Origin of the sequence: Serratia sp. P2ACOL2, assembly GCF_003691565.1 — a bacterium.
Taxonomy (GTDB): Bacteria; Pseudomonadota; Gammaproteobacteria; order Enterobacterales; family Enterobacteriaceae; genus Serratia; species Serratia liquefaciens.
Genome location: NZ_CP033162.1, coordinates 2494275 through 2520102, shown reverse-complemented (window position 1 = coordinate 2520102; position 25828 = coordinate 2494275). Strand labels below are relative to the sequence as shown.

At 55.1% G+C, this 25828-nt stretch carries 19 protein-coding genes; 17 read left to right on the top strand and 2 right to left on the bottom strand.

Translation table 11 applies throughout. From position 1 onward, the window contains the following. Window positions 1-33: 33 nt before the first annotated feature. The 11 genes from EBA31_RS12375 to EBA31_RS12325 all read left to right on the top strand — a co-directional run bounded on the left by EBA31_RS12375 (window position 34) and on the right by EBA31_RS12325 (window position 16079). A complete protein-coding gene (locus EBA31_RS12375) occupies window positions 34-822 on the top strand; it encodes a spermidine synthase (RefSeq protein WP_116690495.1) in 789 nt (262 codons plus the stop codon). A gap of 56 nt (window positions 823-878) precedes the next feature. Beyond that, window positions 879-1073, top strand: a complete 195-nt coding sequence (locus tag EBA31_RS12370; RefSeq protein WP_012145111.1) for a ribbon-helix-helix protein, CopG family — start codon at window positions 879-881, stop codon at window positions 1071-1073. Window positions 1074-1639: 566 nt separating this feature from the next. Further along, window positions 1640-2164: a hypothetical protein gene (locus tag EBA31_RS12365; protein ID WP_122079299.1), complete on the top strand. Its 525-nt coding sequence runs from the start codon at window positions 1640-1642 to the stop codon at window positions 2162-2164. A gap of 78 nt (window positions 2165-2242) precedes the next feature. Next, a complete protein-coding gene (locus EBA31_RS12360; protein ID WP_122079298.1) occupies window positions 2243-3832 on the top strand; it encodes a Hint domain-containing protein in 1590 nt (529 codons plus the stop codon). A gap of 4 nt (window positions 3833-3836) precedes the next feature. Beyond that, window positions 3837-5588 (top strand): hypothetical protein, encoded by a 1752-nt coding sequence (locus EBA31_RS12355; protein ID WP_122079297.1) that lies wholly within the window; start codon window positions 3837-3839, stop codon window positions 5586-5588. After that, window positions 5585-7015: a hypothetical protein gene (locus tag EBA31_RS12350; RefSeq protein WP_122079296.1), complete on the top strand. Its 1431-nt coding sequence runs from the start codon at window positions 5585-5587 to the stop codon at window positions 7013-7015. The genes EBA31_RS12355 and EBA31_RS12350 overlap by 4 nt, the downstream gene beginning before the upstream one ends. A gap of 24 nt (window positions 7016-7039) precedes the next feature. Continuing rightward, window positions 7040-9190, top strand: a complete 2151-nt coding sequence (locus EBA31_RS12345) for a hypothetical protein (RefSeq protein ID WP_122079295.1) — start codon at window positions 7040-7042, stop codon at window positions 9188-9190. Window positions 9191-9255: 65 nt separating this feature from the next. Further along, window positions 9256-11088, top strand: coding sequence for a hypothetical protein (locus tag EBA31_RS12340; protein WP_122079294.1), 1833 nt, complete (start codon window positions 9256-9258; stop codon window positions 11086-11088). Window positions 11089-11097: 9 nt separating this feature from the next. Beyond that, a complete protein-coding gene (locus tag EBA31_RS12335) occupies window positions 11098-12753 on the top strand; it encodes a hypothetical protein (protein ID WP_122079293.1) in 1656 nt (551 codons plus the stop codon). Window positions 12754-12763: 10 nt separating this feature from the next. After that, window positions 12764-14677, top strand: coding sequence for a hypothetical protein (locus tag EBA31_RS12330; RefSeq protein WP_122079292.1), 1914 nt, complete (start codon window positions 12764-12766; stop codon window positions 14675-14677). Continuing rightward, window positions 14658-16079 (top strand): hypothetical protein, encoded by a 1422-nt coding sequence (locus tag EBA31_RS12325; protein ID WP_122079291.1) that lies wholly within the window; start codon window positions 14658-14660, stop codon window positions 16077-16079. The genes EBA31_RS12330 and EBA31_RS12325 overlap by 20 nt, the downstream gene beginning before the upstream one ends. 86 nt (window positions 16080-16165) lie before the next feature. On the opposite strand, the gene EBA31_RS12320 is transcribed toward EBA31_RS12325, so the two are convergent. Then, window positions 16166-17254, bottom strand: coding sequence for an oxidoreductase (locus tag EBA31_RS12320; RefSeq protein WP_122079290.1), 1089 nt, complete (start codon window positions 17252-17254; stop codon window positions 16166-16168). Between the two features lie 223 nt (window positions 17255-17477). On the opposite strand from EBA31_RS12320, the gene EBA31_RS12315 reads away from it, so the two are divergent. The 3 genes from EBA31_RS12315 (at window position 17478) to EBA31_RS12305 (ending at window position 20293) form a co-directional block, all read left to right on the top strand. After that, window positions 17478-18551, top strand: coding sequence for a sugar ABC transporter substrate-binding protein (locus tag EBA31_RS12315; RefSeq protein ID WP_020826844.1), 1074 nt, complete (start codon window positions 17478-17480; stop codon window positions 18549-18551). Between the two features lie 9 nt (window positions 18552-18560). Beyond that, window positions 18561-19808, top strand: a complete 1248-nt coding sequence (locus EBA31_RS12310) for an LVIVD repeat-containing protein (protein ID WP_122079289.1) — start codon at window positions 18561-18563, stop codon at window positions 19806-19808. A gap of 83 nt (window positions 19809-19891) precedes the next feature. Next, entirely contained in the window at window positions 19892-20293 is a 402-nt protein-coding gene (locus EBA31_RS12305; RefSeq protein ID WP_122079288.1) for a VOC family protein, read from the top strand. Here EBA31_RS12305 and EBA31_RS12300 read toward each other — a convergent pair. Next, window positions 20272-21708 carry an MFS transporter gene (locus tag EBA31_RS12300; protein ID WP_122079287.1) on the bottom strand — a complete coding sequence of 479 codons (1437 nt, stop codon included), beginning with the start codon at window positions 21706-21708 and terminating at the stop codon, window positions 20272-20274. The genes EBA31_RS12305 and EBA31_RS12300 overlap by 22 nt on opposite strands. Window positions 21709-21895: 187 nt before the next feature. On the opposite strand from EBA31_RS12300, the gene EBA31_RS12295 reads away from it, so the two are divergent. From EBA31_RS12295 to EBA31_RS12285, 3 genes are all read left to right on the top strand, one after another. Next, the gene (locus EBA31_RS12295) at window positions 21896-22759 is read left to right on the top strand and encodes an alpha/beta hydrolase (protein WP_122079286.1); all 864 of its coding nucleotides are present in this window, start codon (window positions 21896-21898) and stop codon (window positions 22757-22759) included. Between the two features lie 390 nt (window positions 22760-23149). Further along, window positions 23150-24469 carry an MmgE/PrpD family protein gene (locus EBA31_RS12290; protein ID WP_122079285.1) on the top strand — a complete coding sequence of 440 codons (1320 nt, stop codon included), beginning with the start codon at window positions 23150-23152 and terminating at the stop codon, window positions 24467-24469. 17 nt (window positions 24470-24486) lie between these two features. Beyond that, on the top strand, window positions 24487-25824 hold the full coding sequence (locus EBA31_RS12285; protein WP_020826838.1) for an LLM class flavin-dependent oxidoreductase: 1338 nt from the start codon (window positions 24487-24489) through the stop codon (window positions 25822-25824). Window positions 25825-25828 lie beyond the last annotated feature (4 nt).

Genomic DNA, 25828 nt, shown 5'->3' with positions numbered 1-25828 from the left:
GCCTTTTTAGGATGGAGGCTCGACGAAACTACTATGTCATTGGTTGATAAGCTGCTAAATAGCCTGGATTTCTCCCCTCGTGGTCAGGTGATTGCACGGGAGTTGGATCACTGCGGCGAAATTATCGTCTCCGATCACAAGGGTTACCGCACCCTGCGTTTTGACGGTATCTGCGAACAGAGCAAAATGTGCATCAGCGCGCCGCAGGTGCCGGTTCATAACTACATCAAAACCATGCTGATGGCGGTCGCCTGGCAGCCCCCCGCCTCGGCACTGATCCTGGGACTGGGCGGCGGTGGCCTGGTGCGGGCGCTGCACGCCTATGATGCCAATATGCTGTTGGAAGTGGTGGAATTACGCCAGGCGGTGGTGTCCGTCGCCCGCCGATACTTCACTTTGCCTGCCGTTCATAACATCACCATGCACATCGCCGATGCCGCGGATTTCTTGCGAGCCCCCGCCCAGCGGCGCTATGACCTGATTTTTTCCGACCTCTACAGCGCCTTTACCATGGATCCGCAACAGGGCACACAGGCCTTTTTGGCGCAGTGCGCCGAGCGGCTTTCGGATCCGGGCTGGTTAGTACTGAACTACCATGAAGTGCCGGATGAGGGCTCACTGCTGTATCACAGCTTACACCGGGTGTTTAACACGGTTCTGTACTGCGTGGCACCCAGCGGCAACGTGATTATCTACGCTGCGCTTGCCAATACCGAAACGCCACTCAGCCTGCTGCGCCGCCTTTCCGCTGAGGTCGGGCCAAGCTTTAGCTGCGATCTTCGCTACCTGTCACGCAAAATTGAACGGCTGCACTTTAGCTGAGGCGGTATTGCCGCCCTGCTATTATCATTTGATTATCATCCTCTGGAGCAATCACCATGGAAAAGAAAACGGCGCGTCTGACCGTCCTCATCGACCCAGACAAGAAAAAAGCCCTGGAAGAACTCTGTCTGCAACAGGACGTGACCCCCTCTCAGGTGATCCGTCAGTTGATACGTGACTATCTGCACAAGCACCAGGTGGAGTATCCCAGCCAGCCGACCCACTCCAATCCTCGGGTGGACAACGCCTGACGTCAGATGACGCACAACGATGTCATCCACGGGATCCAGGTTGACGTTGATCCTTCGCCGTCCTTTTCCTCCGGTTTTTGACGCTTTCCGCCCTAATGCGGCGGAAGCTTTAGCATTAACGTCACACGGATATGATTAGTAATACCTGGATTTCCTAACTACTTTCACAAGGGTTTGTTTAATCATTCACAACCATTATGATTAAAGAAAATCCTAATAGTAAATTAATTTCATGCCTAACGGTTCGCCATTATTTAAATACCAAGAAAATCATATTTACGCAATGAAATTACAATACATTGATTTAATAAGGTTAAATAATTAACCAACACAAAAATTAACAACAACCTCCTCTTTATTTGATTGTTTAAACGTTTTTTTTCCAGCCCCGGTTAACGCAGTGATTTATTTGACTATCTGTCAAAACACTTTAAAACACTTCATTTATTTTTATGTGTTGGTTGATTTTTTAGTCGCCATTGCTATTGTTGATGATGAGTAATTCATCGCTCCGAACCGACCCGAAAACCTTATTTTTATACTGAAAAATGTATAAGGACCTGACTATGCCCATTAAAAAATACGTCATTCTCGACAGTAATCCTGCGGCCGTTGGGAATAATGATTTCATTCTTTTAGGGTTAAAAAACACCGGCTTCGCCAGAGGCTGCCCAATGTTATTTGGGGGTACCGCAGATGCAAAAGACGGCCCGGTTGACGGTAAGTATTTCGCGTTAAACGTCATTAAAAGAGAAACCTGGGAAGAGACTTTGCATAATATTGAAGTCCAACAGGTTGTTCGTTATCAGGTTTACCCTAACGACATCAGCTTTTATACCAGTAAAGATTTCACCTTCACCGGCAAAGTTGCCCTGGGTGGCGAATTTGCCTGGATACGAAAAGTCAGCAAAGGAAAGTTAAAAGCTTACTTTAAAAGTAAGCCTTCAGCGACCAAAGCGATGTTTGCACAGGAGCTGTATGGTATGACTCTGGATCCTGATATCGACCCTACCGACGGTGAATTTGAACAATATCTTGGCTCCGACAGTCTGAGCGCTATTTATTCTTACTGCAAAGAAACCTGTAAATAAACGCAAAGCTAAAATTCTTTTTTAATCTCATAGGTTATTCCCTGCGTTTACCTCTAAATACTATTGGGTGCTGATATTATGATCACACAAGGTTATACGTCAGATGAAAAGAGTATTGTCAAAAATGTCATCGGCAAATATAGCAACACCGGTGTGTTTATTATTGAGCCCGGCGACCCCTTGCTGGTCAGTTTTTATGACATTCAACTCAAACTTGCCGGCCTCACCTCAGGCTACTCCCCGCAGTTCACCCAATGCTGGCAAGAAACAAAACGGCTAAAACGCAGCGGCGGCCTGTTGAGCGAGGCCAGTAGCGGGTCGGCTCAACCGGTCTACAGCATTGTTCGGCTGGATTCTACCGACGGCAGCAATTACCGTGCTGACGCCATTGGCTCCCTGCCGGTATCCGCCGCCAACGTAACGCAAACCCTGGGACTGTTTGACGGCGAAGCGGTTAATGTCGGCACGGTGAACTACAACCAGGCTTATGTCTATGCCGCAGACTGTACCCTGAGCGCCAAAGGGGTTTATCCTGGCAGCCAGATCGCTACCGATTATCCGGTCACGGTGATTTATACCTTTGCCCAGACAATTGACAGAGAGACGATATACGGCGCAGAAATTATCACCACGCAGAGTTACCCCAAGGATATTTACAATGAGTCGCCTCGAAGTATTATCAACCCGAATGAAATAAAGATTTGTTTAACCCGTGATGAACCCGACTGCGACTACCGTAATACCTATGACGGCTCGGTCAGAGTGCCCATCAAAGGAAATATCACCTATCTGGGCCAAATTGAACTTAGCGGTGGTCAGCCGGTTAAAGCCAGTAATACTATTTATCTTATTCGTACGAGGGCGGGTGGCGATCCCGTCACGCCTTTGGGCAATTATAATATTTTTAACTCCCCTAACACCAGAATCAATGGCAACAATATTTCCTGGAATCTGGACTGGCTGAGGTTTAATCAGGTCAATTTTGATTCAGGCGAATGGATCTATTATGTTTTCAAGGTCATTCTTAACGTTGAGGGGAAAAGCATAGCTGCTTTTATTACCAACGCTCCGAAAGAAATCGAACCGGACCAAGGTTTTTTAAATACCGTACAATTAAAGCCGATGCGGATCGTGTACGGATGCCTGGCAGGTGACAGCAAAATCCTAATGCAGGATGGCAGTGAAAAACCGATTTCCGCCATAGATATCGGTGAGACTGTATTATCGAGAAATAATAAACCGCTGCGCGTCGAGGCGGTCACCAGCGGCCTGGAGCAACATTACCTGGTGATTAGCATGCGCAATAGCACGGGTCAGACAAGAAATATCACCGCCAGTTTGGGGCACCCTTTCATCACGCCGTCAGGCGTGATCATAGCCCGGGAATTAACCCCGTCCAGCCAATTAATCACCCTGGATGGCGAAAGCAAAATCATTAGCATTGTTCAACAGCAGGGCGATCTGAAAGTCTACAACCTGCAACTCGCCTCCCACGATGAGCATTACACCGATAACTGCCTGTATGCCAACGGCATACTGGTGGGTGATATTCAGATGCAAAGGATCTATGAGGATGAATATCATCAGCGCCCCGTGAACGTGCTGAGCAAATTGCCGAAGGAATGGCATCAGGATTATCAAAATCATCTCGATAAAGCGGGGAAATAATCTCATGTATGAGGGATACCCGGACTTTCAGCAGATAATCGTCACCGACAGGCACAGATTTATTGCCACTTATCGACAAAACGACGCCTATTTTTTATACCCCGAATCCGTCAGCATTCTGGAGGCAGATCCACTGGCGTTCTCTTTGGATATTGTCCGCAGTCCCAGTACCGACAGCGTCTACGGCTGGTTGAATTTCACTACCGAACTGCAGTATGCCGGCGAGCAAAGCCTGGTGGAATTCAAACAACAGCACCCGGACAACGCCATCAAGGTGCTGCCCGTGTTGCCCGGCAGCCTGGGGTTTGACGTCCCTATTGAGTATCACAGCGCCCTCAGCGGGCAAAGCTATGACGCCACCTGGTATTCGGCGCAGTGCACTCAATTTATTATTTTGCTCAATTCGGCCAGCACCCAGCTGATTGAGAAAACCCTGCAGGATGAAACCCTCGGTTTTAATGCCCGCCTGGACGGTTTTGTTGAAGGCGTCTCGCCTCGCCTGGCTTATTCCGTCGAATTTGATCCCAGGGCGCTGATGCATGTCTTGGCCGCCGGGGTCAAAGGTTCACAAACTCTCGACGACCATCGGGTAGCCTTTGATTACGGCCTGTTGACGCAATATATCTATCAGAATATTGCTTTGTTACCGCTGCAAATCACCCCGCCTTTGCCGACAAAGGATCCTGAACAAAACCTGCTTTTCAGCCAGGCGTTGCTTGATCGGCTTTACAATTTGCTGGGCTCCCCCTACGCCGGGCCGGCCTCCAGCAACACGGCAATGATCGCCCTGACGGTGCCTGCTCAAGGCGGCCGGGTGATTTTCAAACTCGATTCGCTGGTGCTGAGTCGACGCCCTCTGTGCTTCATACTGGATCCCTTTGCCGCTGCGCAGCAAATCGTCAAAGCCACTCCCGATGCCATTATTCACCGTTCTACGGCCCCACCATTGCCCTCGGGTGAGCGGGAGATCGACGTCTTTTACGCCTATCCGCTTGGGTTGAAAAGCAGCGTATCTGTCGATATTCAGCTAACCCTTCCGCGTGGCGATATTTATCCGGTGGAGCAGACGCAAACGAAGATACTGACGCCAGATCAAAGCCGATTGATTTTCCGCTTCAAAACCAGTGCGCTGGAAGTGGTGCCTTTCTTCTACCAAATTCGGGTCAACTATTCACAGGATGGCAGTTGGCACAAGCTGAGTAGCGAACTGCGCTCCTGCGCCAAGCCTGCGCTGGTACTGGATTACGCCGCGCTACCCTGCCAATTTCTGACCATCAGCCTTGATCCGGGGTTTGCCCGGCAAAGCCGAATTGGCGGGCTTTATCATTCCGCCGGCTGGCTGCAGGATTTGGCGTTAACTGCGGCTGCCCCCTATTTCAGTTGCCCTATTCTTGGCGACGAAACCTATGCCGAAGCGACGGCCTACCAGCTAGGCGACACCGGCGTTGTCGCTTTGCCCATGCCGATAACTCAAGCCACCACTATCGGCGCTTACAGCTTCCCGCAGTTTGGTGCGCAGCAGGCGCGTATCACCGTCCATTTTCCGGACAACCTGCCCACCTTCAAGGTGACGTTCCAGCAGCAAAACGAAAGCCGCATGACGGATCACATCTTTACCCACCAGCAGGACAGCTTCAAATACCAATGGAACGTGACCTCTATTTTTGCAGCCGGATTTCGCTACAAACCCGACGGCGGCCCATGGTCCGAGATTGTGACCAACGATCAAACGATTGTTATTAAAGGTGAAAAATGAACACTGACCCGTTGAACCCGCAACAAGCATTGCAGAATTTTTTCCTGCTTGGCAGGGCCTTTGCTTTCCACGACCAAAGCCTGCCCGCCGAGTGCTACACCTACGGCAGTTTCATACCGCAGGTGATAATGGACACTCCGGGTGGCAAGGTCAGCGCACTGCATTTGCTGACCAGCCCCGGCGGTGGCCTGGCGACCTTTATCGCTCCGAATATGCCGGTCGATACCGCGGCGATTGAGGCTTACATCCGCCAGCATTTCATTCCTGCGCCGAAACCGATCCGTCTGGAACAAGGCGATATTCGCCAGACGCTGTTTCTGCGTTTTGCTCACCAGTCTGAATCTGACAGTTATAACGTCGAGTTTGAACAGTCAAAAATGCCCCTGACCCATGCCGAGTCAGCGTTGTTGGACAATGCCGTTCGCGGGGCCAAAAACCAGGTTTACCTGGTGACGCACAGCAAGTTCACCGTCAGCAGTCGCGTCACCGCAGGCCTGGAAACGGACTGGGTGGCCTTTGTCACCCTGGCCTTCAACCAACAGGCTCGCCAGCCAGAAGCTATTGCCATTCTGCTTAACCAACAGATAGACGCCGGCGTGGTCATGCTGCTGGAGCAGTTCGACAATGCCCCGTCGGAGCAGACCCGCGAACTGGTCAGAAATGCGCTGGTGAAAACCGCATCGCAATTGGTCAGCAACACGCTGCGAAATATCCACTCCATAGATGAGATCCCCACCCAGCTCAGCTATGACGTGAAATACAGCAATAGCGTACCGCTAAGCTATTTGCTCGCGCAGCAGCAGGATATCGCCGCCCTGCTCGGCCAACTGCCCGCCGACAGCATCATCACCTTTACGCCAACGCCGTTGCCGGAGCCCAGCAGGCCGGATAAACCGATCAAACACCGGAAGTGCGTGGTCAGCCTGGGATTCAACCCTAATGGTTTCAACATTATGTCGATCGAACTGCGCTATGCGGGTGAAGTCACGCCTATGCAGTGGCCCAGCTTCCCGCCGGTGACGTTAAAAACGCCAACCCCGGTCAGCGAAATCACCCTCAAAGTGACCTTTTCCGACTACTCCAGCTATGAAAAATCGCTCGGTTGGCAAGACGCTATCGCTCTCACCCCGCAAGACCTGGGTTTTTACAGCGTGCTGTTTGAAGCCGAACACCTGAAGGCTGATTTCAAAACCCTTTCCGGCAGCGCCAGTTACACCCCTGCCGGCCAGGGTAAAAAGCAGAACTTCAGCTTTGCGTTTCCTGCCCAGCCCTGGTTGGCCAACTGGTGGATCAATGCTCATTCAGCCGGACTGAATGGCCGAATCGAGTACCGCTGGCAAGGAAAAACCTCGTCGATTTTCCCGAAAACCTACGACTCTGGCCCGCAACAGGCCAGCGCCAGCCCCATCAAACTGCAATACAAGTAGTCACATAAACAAGAGGAACACCCTATGTTAACCACCGCTTTGCAGCAATCGGTCAAAATCCCCACGGATAAATACCTGGGCATTAAAGAGTGCGCCTATACCTGTTACGGAGACAGCCTCGACAAGGACATTTTTTACGTGGTGCCTGAAACGCCGGTGTTTGTCGCCAGGGATACCGACAGCCCGAGCTTTATGTTCTACAAGTATCGCAGCGAAGACACCCAGGGCGGCTATGCGCAGTTTACCGTGATGCTGCCGTTCCCAACGGTAGATCTGCAGGCCAAAATCCGCGCCCAGCTGTTTGGCAATATCCAAAGCCAGCTGGAGGCGAAATCTGCCCTGATCGTCAAGTATGTCAAAGCGGAACAGGACTACGCGGCAGACCCCGAGAACGCAACCAAAAAAGCGACTATGGACACCGCGTTGCGCAACTGCGGCCTGAACGATGAACAGGCCAGCAAGTTTGTCGCCCTGTACGATCCCAACAAGAGCCCTGACCAGTTTCTTGCTCAGCTACTGCCGGAAAATGCCGAAAAAATCAAGCTGATGCAACCGCGATACACCTCGGCACAGGCGGCTTTGATTCTCGACAGCAACGACAAATTCTACCGCCAGATCCCGACCACGCTGTCACCCTCCGGCCTGGGCGATAACAATACCGTTTTCAGCCTGTCGCTGACCGGCGAAGGCGCTACTTTGTTCGAACAGGTGCTGCAAGGAACCGATAAAAACTCCAGCGTGGGCATTCGCTTCGACTTCAACCTGGATGCCTCTTTGCCGGCGGCTAAGGTCACCGTCAGCTACGACAGCGAGATCACCAAGTCGGTGACACAAAGCATCAGTTACCATACCTGGTCGGCCGATGAGAAAAAGATCGAGCGGGAATATATCGAGAAAGGCGCCATCAAAATCGACGTTCAGGTTGGGCTGACCGCCAAGGAAATGGGAATGGATGATGCCCAGTACATCAAGTGGAAAGAGGGGCTGACCGCCTGGGGACAGAAACAGGTAGAACAGATTTTAAGCAGCCAAACCGGGCTGGATATGAGCCTCGAATTGCTCAATGACGCCGACGGCTTTGATAAATTCCAATCCAGCCTCAAAGAAACCAAAAGTTTTACCCGCGTCTATGATGAAAACTCCGTGGTTTCCTTCGCCATCGCCCCGCAGACCCAGTTGCCGTCTATCCGATCCATCGTCGGCGAACCCAATCTGAAAGAATACTTTAAAGAATACGACCTCAACGATCCTTTCTACCAGTACATACAGCCTGAATTCTTCGTTACTGACGATTTGGCGCAATATAACGTCGCCAACATCGTGGTGACCGCCATCTACGACAAAGATAACCAGAGCACCCTGCAGTTTTCGCCGAACGACAGCGCGCCGAAAAAAACCGGCAAGTGGTTTATCAAACCCGAGCTGGGCCGTGCATTCAAGTATTCCTACACCGTCAACTTTACCGGCCTGCAGGCCAAACCCTACCATTCCGGCGAAATTCAGAGCGATCAGGATCTGATTATCTCCATTAACGTGGCCGAATGCGGCATCGTCTATGCCGATATCTCTACCTTGCTCGACCCTATGGGCTGGAAAGTCTTCAGCCAGGTCGTGATCAAAACGCAATACTCCGATCCGGACAAGGGGGTCAAACTGAAGACGGATAATCAGGTGGTTAATGAATCTACGCCGCCCAGACCCTTTATTTATCCGATTGGCGTCGACGTGGATAAACCGATTTATTTCTCCACCGACTACTATGCCCTGGATGGCGACAGTCTGACTTACATTCCCAGCGGGGTTGAAACCAGCCCGCAACTGCCGGGTTATGGACTGATCCGCGGTCATCAGATCCTGGTCGCCAACGCCCTGCCGAAGGCGCAGAAGTACACCATTATCTTTAAGCCTAGCCAGAAAGACATCACCCTGATCACTTATGAAATGGTGGTGTTCTATCCGAAATGGAACTTCACTCAGTCCCAATCCCTGGCCCTGACCGAGTTCGATACTAAATCCCTCACCCAGTATCTGACCTTTGATCTGATGCAGGTCGAAGCTGACAACTTACCGCAGATCAAATACATCGCCACGGTGTATTACGGCGAGGACAACCAGGAGAAAACCATTGAAAAACCCGTGACGGGCACCAGCACCATCGTAGTGGTGACGTTCTAATTGGTCCAAACGCAGGGCGAAACAACTTTGCCCTGCCTTCACCTTTATCCAATGGGATTGTCGCTATGAACAGCCAAATCGTAGTGCAAAACATCTGTTTTATCCGAGCCGATCCGGACAGACCCATTTATTACTATTGCGCGGCTGCACCGAGCATTAGCGTTATCGATGGAAACCAGCCCGCCGTCCAGCTGCAGATTTTCCGCAACAGCAGCCAGCCAGCGACGGTTTACTATGCCATGCTGTCGCTGCAAACCCAGTTGACCAGCAGCTACGAGGCCGCGCAGGCAGCAGCAGCGGCCAGCTCGGAGATGCCTCGCGATGCGATATTAATGCCATTACAGGCCATAGCCTGCAGCGCTACCCTGGACATCCCCGGCTTTGTCGCCGGCCAAACCAGCAAAACCTCATTGAGCGACCAACAAAACTGCTATCTGCTGGCCAAACTCCCCCCGGAGGCGGACATTGCCCTGCTGGCGAGCCTGATGGCAACCCCCGCTACCGCGCCCATCGCCATCAGCTATAAAATTGACTACCTGCAACAGCTGCCACCGGCCACTTTCGAACTGGAAGCCCGCTGGGACCAGGTTTATCAGTTCCTGCAGGAGTCTTTCGGTTTCAACCTGTTGATATTTTCCGTCGATATAGAAGAAACCTCGTCGCGGTTAATCAGCGAAAAAGTCGTGACCATTAAAGTCAGAGATACCGATCCCGACGGCCACTTTGCGCAGGCGGCGGCTGAACTGACGCAGATCTTGATCAGCGAGTTTTTTACCCCGGTGTTTGCCGATGTGCCGCAACAAGCCGAGCCAAAGCCCGGTTTTTATCTGCAGCGGCTGTCGGTTGAGGATATTGATCAACGACGTTTAAGCGGCAAGCTGAGCGAAACCACCGTAGTGAAACGCTCGCTCTATCCGCAGGCACTGTTTGCCGAGTTGGTCGCCGGTACCGACTATCAGGCCGATCGGGTGATCGGTCAGAGCGATCTGCAGGATGACTTCTTCGCCCACCGCGAAGTTAGTGTCCATCTGCTGTCGGATGAGTGGGATGCGAACGTCCAGCTGGTCACGGTGCGTTTGCGTTACGGCAAGGACAACAAGCAGTTCACCTTCCGTAAGGACGATACCGGCCCTAAAACCTTCAGGTCACCCAGCATTACCGATCCGAAAACCGGAAAAATGCTGTGGCCGGTCGAATACGACTTCACCGTCTATCTCAACCAGGCGGTGGGCGGCGTGAGATCGGTCAATTCCGGCCCTCTGCAAACCGAATTGAATGACGTTTATCTGGACATTGAGTCGCTGTATGGCCGCTATGATTTCGTCATCAAGGCAGCCAGCCAATTTGACTGGCGCTGGTACCAGTCGGTGTTGGTCACCCTGCGCTGCCGACATATGAAGCTGCCGGCATCCAGCCTGTCGAAAAGTTTTCAGATTAGCGAGACATCCCAGCAGCATAACTATCCGGTCATGCTGCCCAACCCCGACCTCTATCTGTTTGAAGTCACCAAAGAGTACAGCTGCGCCGCCAATTCGCCCCATATCCCTGCGGTACTGAGCGAACCCACCAGCCAGGATGTGTATCTGTTCTCCAGCCTGTACCACCAACGGGTATTGACGCTGTCCGCCGACATGGATTGGCAACAGGTCGAAATGGTGCTGGTTTCAGCCAGCTATGCCTACCTGCCCGGGGATGACGACATCTTGCAGCAGGTCTTTCAGTTTACCGAATCCGATGCCGCCCCCCAGCGGTTCAGCGCCGACCAAATCGATCCGCAACGCCTTAGCGTCGAGCTGGAGATCTGGTTCACCTACCAACCGGGCCGGCAAGGGGATAAACCCGAGTACGTCCAAACCTCAACCGTTCAAGACGATATCGATATCGCCAACCTCAATTAAGGAACCGCCATGTTATTACTCAGAGCAAAAACCGCCACCATCAAAAATATCACCTTCTTTGCCGATGACTCCGATGACAATCAGTTCTGGTATTTACCCGGTGATATCCATATCGCAGAGAAAGACGGTAAACCGATTTTTTCATTGATTAAGTACACCGGCGACGGCACCGGTCAGCAAGGGGGTTACCTTAACTTCGAGGTGAATACCGCCATCGATCCCACCGAACTGGACAGTGCCTTCAACGAATACCTGCGGAAACTGAAAGTTGATCCGAAAACCGCCCGCAAGGCGCAGGTCCCCTATGACAAAGGCACGGTAAACTTTTTTGTGCTCGACGTGGGCAGTGCCAACGGCGAGTTGATCAGCGCGCAGTGCCCCAGCCTGTTTGGCAATAACAGCGCCATTTTCAGCGCCAAACTGACGCCGCAACAGGCGGTGATCCTCGAAACCGCGTTTAATAAGGCACAGGCCCCGGCCGCCGTGGCCTATAACCTCGGTTTTACCGGTATCACCCCGGCGTTAAAAGTCGAAGTCGAGGCCAAGTTTGAAAGCCTCTACAAGGAGTTTGACCTTAAATTCGGCGCCAACATCCCAATCCCGGTAGAAACCCCCGCCAGTTTCTGGCTGGGCTTTGACAGCGTGATCAAGAAGTTGCAGCAGGATCAGAAGTTGATCATCAAAGTGACCGAAAGCATGCCGAGTGAAGAGGCAGCCAAAGAAAAAGAATGGGCGCTGCAATTCGTCAAGGAAGAGATCCTGAAAAGCTTCTTTACCGCCTCGCTCAAGCCTAACGATGACAGCAATACCCAGGCCAAATCGGCCAGCGACTCCATTTTGGACTCGCTGATCTCGAGCAATAAAGAGGGAGAAGAAGGCGGTAAGGGCGGGCTGTTCCCCAGTGCCTCTCTGGAAATAAAGCTGGTCCGGATCGAAGAAACCAAGAGCCTCAACTTCAACTACATCTCCTCGAAAGCCCTCAGCCAATCTGCCGTGCCGCAAAACTTTATCGGCAGCGATATCCTGCGCGCCAAAAAGGAGCCGCCTTACTTTATTGAAGTTAACGTCAACGACCCTTTCTACCAAAAAATCGACTTCACCGTGCTGGGGCCAGACGGCTTTGCCGAGTACGGCATTAAAGCCGCCACCTTCAAGATCAGTTACAACCAGCAAGTTTATACTTCCGAGCCTTTTACTGCCGATGACGGTAAATGGAGCAAGGTCATGTCCCGCAGTAGAGACCCGAATGAACGCTTTGTGATCGACAGCGAATATGCCTTCAAGTCTGCCGCTACCACCGGTTGGGAAGGCAGCAGCAGCTATCAGCCACGGTCGATTTCGGCCTCGACCCTGCTGAACCTGGATCCCGGTTCGGTGTTGACCTTCAACGAGATCTCGATTTTCCTCGACCGAAAATTCTCCTGGGAAAATTGCAATCAGGTGATTGTCGAACTGACCTATCTGGACGACAAGCAGAGCCGTAAAACCAAGAAATACCTGTTTAATTCGGATAAGACCGAAGAGCAAACCTTCAAGTATCGCTGCCTGACCGAGAAACCCTGGACGGTGAATTACAAAATCACCTATCTGCTGGTCGGTGGTGACAGCGTCACGCGGGACGGCAGCGAAAATCCACCGGCCATCGTTATCCCGGCCGTGGCATAGGTGACTGACGATGGTCGAACGCAATGCAGTATTACCAGCGGCATGGAACGCCCTGGTAAGCGCCCTGTGCCAAAAAGCACCCTATTTACGGACCACGCTGGCGCCCGAGATCGCCCGTTTCAGCCAGGCTCGCCTGGCTTCCGGTTGCCTGTCCGCCGCCTTTAACACCAGCCTGCTGGGTTATAATGGTTGCCCGCTCGAGTTCACCGTTTCGTCATCAAAGCCGCTGGCGCTTGCCTGCACGTTGGATCCTTTTTTACCTCGCTACGCGGAAAACCGCGGCATCGAGGCCTTTTATCGACACAGCCAAAAGATCACCGCCTCGCCAGCACAATCTGACGCCGAAACCTGTTTTGCCGCGGTCGATCACATACAGCGCCAAAGCGCTCACCCTCTGAGATTTGGCTCCTGGCTAGGTCGAAAATATACCCCGGAGGCGGTTAAAACCAAGGTGTACTCGGAGGTGCCTGAAGATTGCGCCTGGCCTGGCGGCGCGGCAGATCTCCCGACGGCAGACTGCCGGCAAGCCGGTTTATCTTTATTGATGGCCGGCTATTATCCCGAGCTGCCGTCCTCGCCACGCGAATACTACTTCCAGTGGCACAGCGCGCTCATCACCCACGCCGATATCGCGACGGTAATGGCCTTTTTTGGCTGCGAGGCGCTGTTCTCTGCGCTGGAACCCTTGTTGGGCCAAGCCCTGCTGCACACCTTGAGTCGCGAGGGTTTTCCACCCACCACCTACGGTTTTAGCCTGGTCTACGCTCCAGACGGCAAGCTGGAAAGTTTTACCCTGTTCACCATGGCGGCCAGTTTCTTTGGTGATAACCAGCGCGTATTCCCGGCGCTGCAAGCCTTGTTGACGCAAAGCGGTCAGGCATTGCCCTTGTTGCAACAGGTGGTGGATAAGCAGATCGACCTGCAGTTCAACGTGGTCGGTTTTTCGGTTGATCTGCAAGGGCATCACGCCACCAGTTGCACCTTCAGTCCGCAAAATACCCGGTTTGAGGCGTTGCCGCTGGAAACTGCCTCTGTGACGATCAAGGCAGGAAGACCGGGGCTGGGGACACTGCTGGCGCAACAGTGTGCCAGCGGCGCCTTTGCCGCTCATGTCAGAACGCCGGACGGGCGCTGGCATCAGGATGAAAACGCTTTTGTGACTGCGCAGGTGTTGCGCACCCTGGATTACACCCCGCAGACCGCCCCGTTTATTGAGAAAGCGCTCGATTTTTTGCTTGCTTGCGAGGCCCATCCGTTCCACTTCAGGTTTTGGCCAAGCGCCACCCACCCGCGATGGATGGAAAACCAGAGCATCTGTGCTGATATTGACGACACCGCCATCATCACCGAGCTGCTGTACAAGTTTGGCCGCATTTCATTGTCACGGGTCAGCCAGACGATTTCGCATATGAACGGCTACCAGCTACGCCGGGTCGATCCCCGGCTGGCCGCCGAACAGCACCAATGGGCGGAATGCCAAAGTTTTCATACCTGGATGAAGGACGACAACGATATCCGCCAACTGGATTGCTGTGTAAATACCAACGCGCTGATCCTGCTCCATACGCTGACGAGCGGAAACGGTGCCGTATTGCCGGCCTACCGACGCATTATTCAGATGCTGAATCAGGCGGTGCAATGGAGCGACGGCCGTTACGATCGACTCAGTATGCTAACCCCCTATTACGCCCACCCCGGCGAATGGCGCACCACCCTGGAGTACGCCAAACAGGCGGGGATCCCGCAACTCTCGCCCGTGATTGACGCATTAGCCCGCTGGCAATGGCCCGCTGAACCCTTGGAAAGCCCGCTATACCGTCGGCACGACGGGCGCTTCCTCTGGACCTCCTCCTGCCTGAACCAATTCAGAACGCTGGCCCAAACCAAATCTACTGAGGATAACCATGAATACCTTTCTCAATGACCTGGTAGCACTGAACCAAATTATTCTGCAGAATGCGCGCGAACAGTTTCCTGACGTCACTACCCAACAACTGCGTTATCGACGAGCTGCGCCCATGGCGGCGGATGACCTGACCGCCGAGGTCTGTACCGAAGTTGTTTCAGGCGAAACGCGCTACCAGATTGCCACCAGCACCGACGGCACCAGTTGGAGCATGAAGCTGGACTTCTCGCTCAGCCGCCAGGTGCCGCAAATTCCCTATGTGGTGCTGAGTTTTACTACCTTCGGCGGCGCCGAAGAGATGATCTTCGATCAGGTGCTGCTGACGCCACAGGAAAACCGCTACCAGGCGCAGCTTGACCTGCAGCGGCTGGAGCAGCGTGACGCCCTGCTGCGGGCCTTGTCCGACTACGATGCGCAAACCACACTGGTGGTCGCGATTAAAACCGAGCACGGCATTACCAACACCGTCACCGATCCCAAGATTTTCTACTTTGCCGAAAACTACTACCCGTATATCTATCAGGGCATCTTGCCGCCACCGCCGCGCCTGCAACTGATCCTGACGCCGCTGGAATATCAGCACCTGTGGTACAACTACTATCAGGATTATGTGCGCAAGAATTACCTTTACTACCTGCCCGATACCTTCCTGCTGGCCACCGATAGCGACGACAAACCCATGCTGTCGATTTCCTTCTCTGCCCCTGAACACGCCACCTCACTGGGGGAGGTTCAGGTGACCTTCGACTACTTCCTGTTACCCAAGGTAAATCAGGGGCGGATTGCCAACGCCACAGAACAGTTTTCGCAAATGCAGGCGGACGCCAGGCTGGTGCCGTTCGCCAATGCCGACACGCTGACGTTGCAGCTGGCGTTACCCGAGGGGAAAACGGAGGAGAAAAATGCGCTGATCAATCTGCAAAGCGGCATTGTCGATTCCTTCACGCTACCCGCCCAGCAATTTGCGCTGATCTGGGACGCGTTATTCGATCGCTCACCGCAAAACCTGCTGCTTAAAGGGTATCTGGCGGTGCAATTCATCGGTTTCAACCCGGATCATCTGCCGGTGTTGTTGGCGCTGGAGGCCAAATATCAGGACAAGGTGCGCGACTTTATCAAACAGTCCGCCCCGGTGGACATCGACAAAACCCTTGAATTCAGAAGCGACAGTTCGGCTTATGACCCATCGGGACCGCGTCCGATAAAACGCATTTTGGTGAATATCGACAACCAGACCCTGGAGCTGAACAAGGAACACCCCAATCATGACGTCACGATCAAGGTCTCGGCCTTGGATTTGATCCTTAATCCAGATAAAAAACTGGTTTATCATTATGATCTGCAGGTTTTCTACGTCGATGGCGGCATGACGCCCTACTACGATAAAACCTCCAGCTTCGAGATCATCTACGTGCCGTAAACGACTACGCTGCCGAGGGTGGCTACAGCAGACGGCGCATAGCAGGTCAGGTCGGGGGAAAATTTCCCTTCCCCCAGGCCTGTCGGTTACGCGCTCAGAGACTCCACAAAGCTAAGCGCAGTGCGCAAGCTGGAATCGTCGATCGTGATCGGCAGCAGGTGAATCGACTCCCCCTGCTGCAGGGTGCGTTCGGTCAGCCGTTTAATTTGCGCTTCATCGCGGATATCCACCTGCAGCGCTGCCAGACTGACCGGCAAATCCAGTCGCCGGTAAAGCGCAATCAGTTGCGCCACGGTTTCCGGTTGCCCCAACAGTGCACTCTGCACCAGAATGCCGTACGCCACCTTGGTGCCATGCAAGAAGGCATCGGTTTGCGGTAGCGCGGTCAACCCGTTATGCACCGAATGCGCAGCGGCGATGCGGGTATAGCGATCGCCCAGTCCCCCCACCAAACCACCACCGGCGATAATCGCCTCCAGCACATTAAGGAAGTCCTGACTCAATTGTCCTTGCGCCTGTGCCTGCAACGCCGCCTCGCTTTGGTTGAGCAATACGTCGCGCAGCGTCAGTGCGGTATTGAGGCCCAGTTGCACGGTTAACGGCAAACGTTCCGGCTGCGGACTCAGCACCACCGCTTCATACCATTTCGCCAGGGTGTCGCCGATCCCAGCCAGCAAGTATTCCTTCGGAGCACGCAGGATAATTTCCGGCTCGACCAACACCAGATGGTTGGCATCATGGAAAATCTCATAGCGCAATGCTTGCCCCTGGTCGTTGTACCACACCGAGAGCGGCGTCCAGGCGGCACAGGTGGCGGCAATGGTCGGGATCGCCACCAGCGGCAGCCCTAAGCGACGGGCCACCACTTTGGCCGTGTCCAACACCGCACCGCCGCCAACGCCGATCACCAGTTGCCGTTCCGCGCCGGCCTGGCGCACGATATCCTGCACGGTGCTCTCGCTGCAGTGGCTGTTAAACAGCACCCGACGAGCATCGGCATCGTCGAATACCGCCGGTAACCAGGGTTTTGCCGCCGCCAATGCGCGCTCACCATACACCCAGAGCGCCTTGCTCAGCTGTTGCGGGGAATAAAACTGCGCCAGTTGGTCAATGGATCCGGGGAATGCAAAATAGTTGGCGGGGCCGACGACCACGCGGATGGAGTTATCACTCATGCTCAAGTCCTTATTTTATCAGCTATTGCCATCATAGGGGCGAGGACGCCAATCACTAATACTCTTTTGCATTAGCTTATGTTTTTTCGTTCATTGTCATCCGCCGGTCGGCCATGGAAACTGGCTGCCTCAATTCATCCTTTCAATAAAAAGCCATCCCAATGGTGACGATGAATTGTCCTCTCGCTTTTTAATGATGCTTAACCATGCAGGGTAAAACTCAATGAAATTGTTCAACACCTCACTTCTGGCGCTCAGCCTGTTCGCCGTGTTTCCGGCATTATCCGCCCCCACTGCCGCCCCGATCCCGGCAGCGATAGCGAATCATCAGGGGCCGATCCGCATTGCGGTGATCCGCAATTTGGGTTCTGACGACAATACCACGCAGTTCGTATCCGGGGCGGTGCAGGAAGGCCGCAAGCTCGGCTTTCAGGTCAATACCTTCCTGACCAACGGCGACGACGCCAAATTCCAGGACTTCGTCAATCAGGCCATTAGCCAGAAGTACGACGGCATTATTCTGTCTCAGGGGCGCGATCCTTACTCAACCGCCCTGCTCAAACGCATCGCCGACAGCGGCATCGCGGTGGCCGCCTTTGATACCGCCGTGCAGGGCGAAATCCCGGGCGTGACCATTACCCAGCAGGACGACGCTTCGTTGACCGATCTTTCGTTTGGCCAACTGGTAAAAGATTTCAACGGTCAGGCGAATATCATCAAGCTATGGGTCGCGGGGTTCCCGCCCATGGAGCGACGTCAGGCGCAGTACCAGAAACTGCTTAAACAACAGCCCGGCATCAAAGAGCTGGAATCCATCGGTGCGGTGTCCTCCGACGTTCAGGGCGATACGGCCAACAAAATTGGCGCGATCCTGGCCAAATACCCGAAAGGCAAAATCGATGCCATCTGGGGTACCTGGGATGCGTTTAGCCAGGGGGCCTACAAGGCCCTGCAGGAGAATGGCCGTACCGAAATCAAACTCTACAGTATCGATATCTCCAACCAGGATCTGGCGCTGATGCGCGCTAAAGACAGCGCCTGGAAGCTCAGCGTGGCGGTGGATCCCAAGCTGATCGGCGCCGTTAACCTGCGCCTGGTGGCCAATAAAATTGGCGGCGAGAAAACCCCTGCAACCTATGAATTTAAAGCTGCGGCAATCCCGCAGGCCCTGCTGCTCAGCCATCCGGCGGCCACCAACGTCGCCTCGCTGGCGAAAGTGATCCCGAACTGGGGTAAATCAGACGATTTCATCGCTCCTTGGTTCGCCACGCTTGAAGCGCAACAGGCTAAGAAATAAGGAGCGGTGATGGCAACGCAACCCCTTGTGCAGCCCGAATACAGCCGCAATATGCGGCTGATCGGTCACAGCGATCAGGGCGGCAGGCCGGACGGCGTACAGGTGATGGTTCATCGGGGCTATGCCTATATCGGCCACATGGTTTCGCAGGGCTTTTCCATCGTCGACGTACGCGATGCGAAGGATCCGAAACCCGCCGGCTTTGTCCCTGCGCCACCCGGCACCTGGAATGTGCATTTACAGGCGCATGACGATTTGCTGCTGGTGATTAACGCCCGGGATTTATTTGCCGACGTCCGCTTTGCCGATGAAAAAGTCTATTACACCCGCGCCATCAGCCAGACGGTATCGAGCAGCGATCTCCGCGGCTGGAGCGCCGGGATGCGTATTTTCGATATTTCCACCCCGGACCGGCCACGGGAGATTGGTTTTCTGGCGCTGGAAGGCATCGGCGTACACCGCATCTGGTACGTGGGCGGGCGCTGGGCTTACGTTTCGGCGCTGATCGACGGCTACAGCGACTACATTTTTTTGACCGTCGATCTGGCCGACCCTCGTCATCCGCAAATCGCCGGGCGTTGGTGGCTACCGGGTATGCACAGCGCCGGGGGTGAAACGCCCAACTGGCCGGAGGGCAAGCGCTACGCTTTGCACCATGCGATCATCAGCGGCGATACCGCCTATGCCAGCTGGCGCGACGGGGGGCTAACCCTGTTGGATATCAAGGACCGCAGTCAACCGCAGTTAATTGCCCATCGCAACTGGAGTCCGCCGTTTGGCGGCGGCACCCACACCGCACTGCCGCTACCGGATCGGGACCTGCTGGTAGTATTGGATGAGGCGGTGCTCGACAACCAGCAGGACGGCGAAAAGTTGATCTGGCTGTTTGATATTCGCCAACCGACCAACCCGGTGAGCATCGCGACCTTCCCACAGCCGGATGAATGCGATTACGTCAGCAAAGGCGCACACTTCGGCCCCCATAATCTGCATGAGAACCGTCCTGGCAGCTTTATCAGTTCGACGCTGATTTTCGCCACTTACCAAAATGCCGGCGTTCGCGCTTACGACATCAGCAACCCTTATCAACCGAAGGAAACCGGCGCTTTGGTTCCCGCTGCGCCGCAGAGGATGATGGACACACGCCCTGATCGTCCGCAGGTTATTCAGTCGTGCGACGTATTTGTCGACGCTCAGGGGATCATTTACAGCACGGATTACAACGGCGGTTTGTCGATCATTGAATATCTGGGCTGAAAATCCAGCGCCGAGTTGTTTATTTTTTGGGCTATCAGGCCTAAAGTGAGGCAACGTGTAAGCAGGGACAAATAAGGGAAACTATGTTTAGTCATATCACCGTAGGCGTCAGCGATCTGGACAAAGCCGCTGCATTTTACGATGCGATTTTGCTGCCACTGGGACTCAAGCAACGCCCGGTCACGCCCGATGGCGGCCCCGGGGCTCGTTGCTGGGTATTGCCTGACCGGACATTGCCGCGTTTTTACGCCTTCCAACCTTATAACCGACAGCCGGCCAGTGCCGGCAACGGCAGTATGGTGGCGTTCACCGCCCAGAATGAACAACAGGTTCGGCAAGCCTATGCCGCCGGGCTGGCGGCGGGCGGCACATCGGAAGGTGAAGCCGGCGAGCGGACCCATTACGGCAAGGGATATTTTGGCGCTTATCTACGCGATCCGGACGGCAACAAAATTCATATCGCCTACCGGGGCGACCTGCTGTAATCGTCCTCGTGCGGGCGGACGCCACCGTTTCTGGCAGCCATCACCAGCGCAAACGCCGCCAGCGCACCGGCGACCTGGTAGGTTATCTGCATGCCATTTGCAACGGCGTGCGACGAAGCCAACTTGATATCGCCGGTGTGGGTTGCCAACATAAATAACGCCCCCATGGCCGATGCGCCGGTGATCAACCCAAGGTTGCGCGAGAGGTTGATCATGCCCGAGATCACCCCACGCTGCTCGGGGGCGGCATGCTTCATCAAGGCCGTATTGTTGGCGACCTGAAAGAGCGCATAACCCAGCGTCATCAGGCACAGCGGTGCCACGTAGCCGAACACGCCCTGATTCAGCGACATCATCGACATGATGCCTGCCCCAACAGCCATGGTCGTCAGCCCCATCAAAGTGATCCTTTGCGCCCCGAAGCGATCCACCCACCGACCGGCCGGTACCCCGAGCAACGCGGCCACTATCGGCCCCGCCGACATCGCCAGTCCCGCTTGCCCAACCGCCAAACCCAGCCCATGCGTCAGATAAAATGGCCCTACCACCAGCGTCGTCATCATAATGGTCATTACCAGCGCACTCATCGCCAACCCGACGCTCAGACCCGGTTGGCGGAACAGCGCCAACTGGATCAGGGGAAGCGCCGTGCGCTTTTGCAACCGGACAAATAACCCCATCCCCAGCGCCGCGCCCAGCAACAACGTCAGGTTGACGACGCCAAAGTCACCGCGTCCCAACGTCATCGACAGCGCATAACAGGCCAGCGTCCCCCCAAGCAGTAAGGTCCCTGGCCAGTCAAACCGACCGCGTTCTTTTTGCCGTTGCCGTTGTTCCTGCGGCAGGGAGCAATAAACCAGCAGAAAAGCCACTACGCCCACCGGTATGTTGACCAGAAACATCGCCCGCCAGCCGAAACCCAATATCAGTGCGCCCCCCAGCGAAGGGCCAAGCGCCGTGCCAATGGCCGACATGCTGCCCAGCAACCCCATGGCACGGCCGGTATTTTCTTTACCCACCGCCTCACCAACCAGCGCCATGGTCATTGCCATCATGACGGCCGCTCCCAAACCTTGCGCAACGCGCGCCGCCAACAATAGCCAGATGCCCGGCGCAATAGCACACAATCCGGACGCCAGGGTGAACAGAGCAATCCCCGTCAGCAACAGGCGGCGGCGCCCCATCCTGTCCCCCAAGCGGCCCATGGCAATAATCGACGTGGTAACGGCCAGCAGGTAGACGATAACGACCCATTGTACCGCCTGAAAAGAGCTGTTGAACGCCTGCGCCAGCGTCGGCAAGCCCACGTTGGCAATGCTGGCGCCCAGCGAAGAAACCAGCATCGATAAACAAAGGCTGGCAAGGATCCCACGCAAATTGACTGGCGGGCTGGCGTGTTGGGTTATTGACTTCATGTTGCTGACTCCTGAAAGAACCTGTCAGTAGCCTATGCCGTCCAGAGAGCAGGCGGAAGGCGCAGCAAATGCAGTTTATTAGTGCACCAGGCGCCATGTCACGGCGGACCTGTACCCGCATTAAGAAGCAAACGTCTAAACGGCTTCAGGTAGATGATGAGGGCACCCCCTCAAGGAGAGATAGATAATGAAAATCGACCTGCTGTTTGACGATCTGTCGATGCGCGCCGTGCAGTACAACGCCCGTGCCTCGGTAGAGGATTTTGACGCCTGCATGGCGCAATATGAACAACTGGCCGCGCAGGCCAAAGCGCAGACGCCGGGGATTTACGATATCCACTACGGGATGGGCGTCGCCGAGCGCCTGGACTTGTTCCCTGCCGCCAGACAACCGTCACCGCTGTTGGTGTTTATTCACGGCGGTTATTGGCACTCCCAGCGTAAGGAAGAAGCCTGTTCGATGGCGGCAACTTTCACCCAGCATGGCGTAGCGGTCGCCACGTTGGAATACACCTTGCAACCTGAAGCCACGCTGGCAGAAATCGTCCGCGAGGTTCGTAGCGCAATAGCCTGGCTTTACCACCACGCCGGCCAGTACGGCATCGACCCAGAACGCATCTTCGTCAGCGGCAGCTCGGCCGGCGGCCACCTGTGTGGCATGCTGATTGCCGATGACTGGCAGCACCTGTATCAGGTGCCCGTCAACGTGATCAAAGGAGCGCTGGCGCTGAGCGGCCTGTACGACATACGACCGCTGTGCGATATCTACATCAATGACTGGATGCGCCTGTCGCCTGAGCAGGCGGCAACCCTCAGCCCGCTGTTTATGCTGCCGGAAAAGGCAGATGCGCCGCAGATCCTGCTCAACGTCGGCGCCAAAGAAACCCAGGGGTTCAGAAACCAGACGCTGGCTTACTTCGCCGCCTGCCGAGAAAAAGGGCTAAATGTGGCGCTGCTGGAAGATCGGCACAACAACCATTTCACGCTGGTTAACGAGTTGGCCAACCCCAACAGCATCCTGTTCCAACGCGTTATGGCAATGATTAAGTGACGCCATCGGCCAAGGTTACTTCCACCTGTTAGTGGCAGAGCAACGCTCCCAGCAGGTGCTTGCGGAATTCGGCAACGTTAAATTCTCTGGCCCTCCAGCAAGCACCTGACGCCCCGACTGCGGGTGTTTATCGATCTGCTGTGTGAACAACTGTTCCCGCTTTAGCGCCCTTTTTTCTTACGCCAAATGGCGACTTTGCTTTGCCTTAAAATGACTAAGCCAGATGCCATGCGGTATTGGCCCAGCTTTATTGCTGAGAACGGCATCCACCATATTCTATTTTGAAATATGAAATTTCCGTTCGTTCTTTCGGGGCTAATGAAATCGCCACACAATGAAATCTGAATCGCAGGCCGGCGCATAACCGCATAAAAAATCAGGTTTTATATCTTGTCATCGCTCATAACCGCTCAATTTGCCCATTTGGTGCTGGATAGCCGGCCCGAAGCATCAGCCCTGTCGGCCGCCCGCCTGGGGCTGATAGATTATTTTGCCTGCGCGTTGCCGATCGCCCAGGGCGTACTCACCGACAGCGGCCTGGCAGCGGTAAAAAAAGTGTTCCCGCCTGCCAGTGCCGAGAACCGTGCGCTCTATTTCGGCTATATCAGCCATTCGCTGGATTTTGACGATTATCACCCCGCGCTGCGCGGGCACCCCAGCACGGTGGTGCTCTCTGCGCTGCTGGCATTGACCGACGATAACCCCGACGTTGACGCGCTACTGACCGCCTATGTCATTGGCGTAGAGGCTGCCGGGCGACTGGGGCTGGCTGCCGGTACTCAGCACTATCAGTTGGGATTTCACAGCACTGCCACCCTTGGCGCCGTTGCCGCCACTGCGGCGGCAGCACGCTATTTACACCTCACGCTGCACCAAACGCAGATCGCCCTTGGGCTGGCGGCCACCCAGGCAGCTGGGCTGCGCAGTCAGTTCGGGTCAGCCGCCAAGCCGTTGCACGCAGGGATCGCCGCTCGGGCGGCAGTCAATGCCGTGCTGCTGGCGCAGCTGGGTTTTGCCGGGCAGCCGGAAGGCGTGATAGACAGCCTGTTGAGCTCGCATGGCGACGGACGGCAGCGGCCCGAATTGTTGACGGCCGATTGGGGGGCGCCGTGGCGTATCCTGCAACCGGGGCTGGAATTTAAACGCTATCCCACCTGCGGCGGTACCCACAGCGCTGCGGAGGCCGCATTTATCCTGCGCGAACGCCTGCTCGAACAAGGCATTGCCGTCGAGGATATTTCCGCTGCCATCGCCAAGATCCAGGTCAGTTTTCCACCCGGTGCCGATACCGCTCCCTATATTCGCCGCCCGTCAAACGGCGTTGAGGCGCGTTTTAGCCTGGAATACGTCATCGCCGATGCGTTGTACAGCGGCAGCGTGCCGCTAATGCACTACGGTGAGGCCCCCGTTGACCCAAATATTTCAGCCCTGGCGGCACGGGTTGAACGCCATGCCGACCTGACGGCACCGCCAGACGAGCTGGATGCGGAGTTACGCTTCCACCGCGTCACGCTAACGCTGCACGACGGCCGTCAATTAAGTGACATCGTCACAAGAAAGCAAACCGCCGCCCGACAGACCGACGTCGGTGCGAAACTGCGCAGCATCCTGCTATTGCTGCCGCATTTGAACGGTGACCGCGTGATCGAGGACTGCGCGCTAACGCAGCCCGCCGCGCTAAGCCGTTTAATCGAATTATTAAACCAATAATAAATATAGGAATAATTATGAGTACTTCACCTTCAACACCATCGCGTCAATTACGTCTCGGCCTGTTTGTTCAGGCTCTGGGCCATCACGTCGGCGGCTGGCGTGCCGAAGGGGCCAGCGGCTCGCCTACGGACATTGACTGGTTCACCTGGATCGCCCAAAAGGCCGAAGAAGGCACCTTTGATATGTTCTTCGTCGGCGATGCGCTGGCGACCAGCGTGCACCGTCTGCCTTCCACCCTGTCCCGCCTGGAGCCGCTGACGCTGCTGGCGGCGCTGGCGGTCAGAACTCGACACATCGGCCTGGCGGCCACCGCCTCCACCACTTTCGACCAGCCTTTCCACCTGGCGCGCGCCATGGCCTCTATCGATCACATCAGCCACGGCCGCGCCGCCTGGAACGTGGTGACGTCATTCTCCAGTGACGCGGCACGTAACTTCAGCCGTGACGATCTGCCTTCGCACGCCGAGCGTTATGAAGTGGCACGAGAGTTTCTCGAAGCCAGCTACAAGCTGTGGGACGGCTGGGAGGAAGGGGCTATCGTACGTGACAAGCAAAGTGGCGTGTATGCCATTGACGAGAAAATCCACGCGGCCAACCACCAAGGCAAGCACTTCTCGGTGCAAGGCCCGCTGAACATTGCCCGTTCGCCACAGGGGCGCCCGGTGATCATCGAAGCCGGTTCTTCGCCGGCCGGACAACAGCTGGCCGCAGAAACCGCCGAGGTGGTGTTTACCGCCGCCGCCACGCTGGAAGAAGGCCAGGCCTTCTATCGCAGCCAGAAGAAATTTGTCGCCGATGCCGGCCGCAACCCGGATCACCTGCTGATCCTGCCGGGCGTGATGCCGATCGTGGGACGCACCAAAGCCGAGGCGCAGGAAACCTGGTATCAGCTCAATCAACTGGTGGATATCGATAACGGCATCGAACAGCTTTCCGCCCGCTTCGGCTTCGATCTTAGCGGCTTCCCGCTCGATGGCCCGGTACCGGACGTCGGCGCGACCGAAGGCGGCCAAAGCCGGGTGAAGCTGCTGACCGATCTGGCGGCACGCGAAAACCTGACGCTGCGTGAACTGGCGGCGGTTGCTGCCGGTTCGCGCGGGCATCGCGTGGTGGTGGGAACCGCCGAAGAGATCGCCGATGACTTCCAGCAGTGGCTGGAACAGCAAGGTGCCGACGGCTTTAACATCATGCCTGCGGTATTGCCGAATCAGTTGGAACTGTTCGTCGAACTGGTGATCCCGGAGCTACGCCGTCGCGGCCTGTTCCGCGAGGAATATCAGTATTCAACCCTGCGTGAAAACCTGGGCCTGCCGCAACCGGCAATCAACTTCGCTAACGTAAAATCGGCTTAATTCG

Excerpts from the sequence above, each read along its gene's own strand:
- EBA31_RS12375 (WP_116690495.1), top strand. The coding sequence starts at position 34 with ATGTCATTGGTTGATAAGCTGCTAAATAGCCTGGATTTCTCCCCTCGT.
- EBA31_RS12370 (WP_012145111.1), top strand. The coding sequence starts at position 879 with ATGGAAAAGAAAACGGCGCGTCTGACCGTCCTCATCGACCCAGACAAG.
- EBA31_RS12365 (WP_122079299.1), top strand. The coding sequence starts at position 1,640 with ATGCCCATTAAAAAATACGTCATTCTCGACAGTAATCCTGCGGCCGTT.
- EBA31_RS12360 (WP_122079298.1), top strand. The coding sequence starts at position 2,243 with ATGATCACACAAGGTTATACGTCAGATGAAAAGAGTATTGTCAAAAAT.
- EBA31_RS12355 (WP_122079297.1), top strand. The coding sequence starts at position 3,837 with ATGTATGAGGGATACCCGGACTTTCAGCAGATAATCGTCACCGACAGG.
- EBA31_RS12350 (WP_122079296.1), top strand. The coding sequence starts at position 5,585 with ATGAACACTGACCCGTTGAACCCGCAACAAGCATTGCAGAATTTTTTC.
- EBA31_RS12345 (WP_122079295.1), top strand. The coding sequence starts at position 7,040 with ATGTTAACCACCGCTTTGCAGCAATCGGTCAAAATCCCCACGGATAAA.
- EBA31_RS12340 (WP_122079294.1), top strand. The coding sequence starts at position 9,256 with ATGAACAGCCAAATCGTAGTGCAAAACATCTGTTTTATCCGAGCCGAT.
- EBA31_RS12335 (WP_122079293.1), top strand. The coding sequence starts at position 11,098 with ATGTTATTACTCAGAGCAAAAACCGCCACCATCAAAAATATCACCTTC.
- EBA31_RS12330 (WP_122079292.1), top strand. The coding sequence starts at position 12,764 with ATGGTCGAACGCAATGCAGTATTACCAGCGGCATGGAACGCCCTGGTA.
- EBA31_RS12325 (WP_122079291.1), top strand. The coding sequence starts at position 14,658 with ATGAATACCTTTCTCAATGACCTGGTAGCACTGAACCAAATTATTCTG.
- EBA31_RS12320 (WP_122079290.1), bottom strand. The coding sequence starts at position 17,254 with ATGAGTGATAACTCCATCCGCGTGGTCGTCGGCCCCGCCAACTATTTT.
- EBA31_RS12315 (WP_020826844.1), top strand. The coding sequence starts at position 17,478 with ATGAAATTGTTCAACACCTCACTTCTGGCGCTCAGCCTGTTCGCCGTG.
- EBA31_RS12310 (WP_122079289.1), top strand. The coding sequence starts at position 18,561 with ATGGCAACGCAACCCCTTGTGCAGCCCGAATACAGCCGCAATATGCGG.
- EBA31_RS12305 (WP_122079288.1), top strand. The coding sequence starts at position 19,892 with ATGTTTAGTCATATCACCGTAGGCGTCAGCGATCTGGACAAAGCCGCT.
- EBA31_RS12300 (WP_122079287.1), bottom strand. The coding sequence starts at position 21,708 with ATGAAGTCAATAACCCAACACGCCAGCCCGCCAGTCAATTTGCGTGGG.
- EBA31_RS12295 (WP_122079286.1), top strand. The coding sequence starts at position 21,896 with ATGAAAATCGACCTGCTGTTTGACGATCTGTCGATGCGCGCCGTGCAG.
- EBA31_RS12285 (WP_020826838.1), top strand. The coding sequence starts at position 24,487 with ATGAGTACTTCACCTTCAACACCATCGCGTCAATTACGTCTCGGCCTG.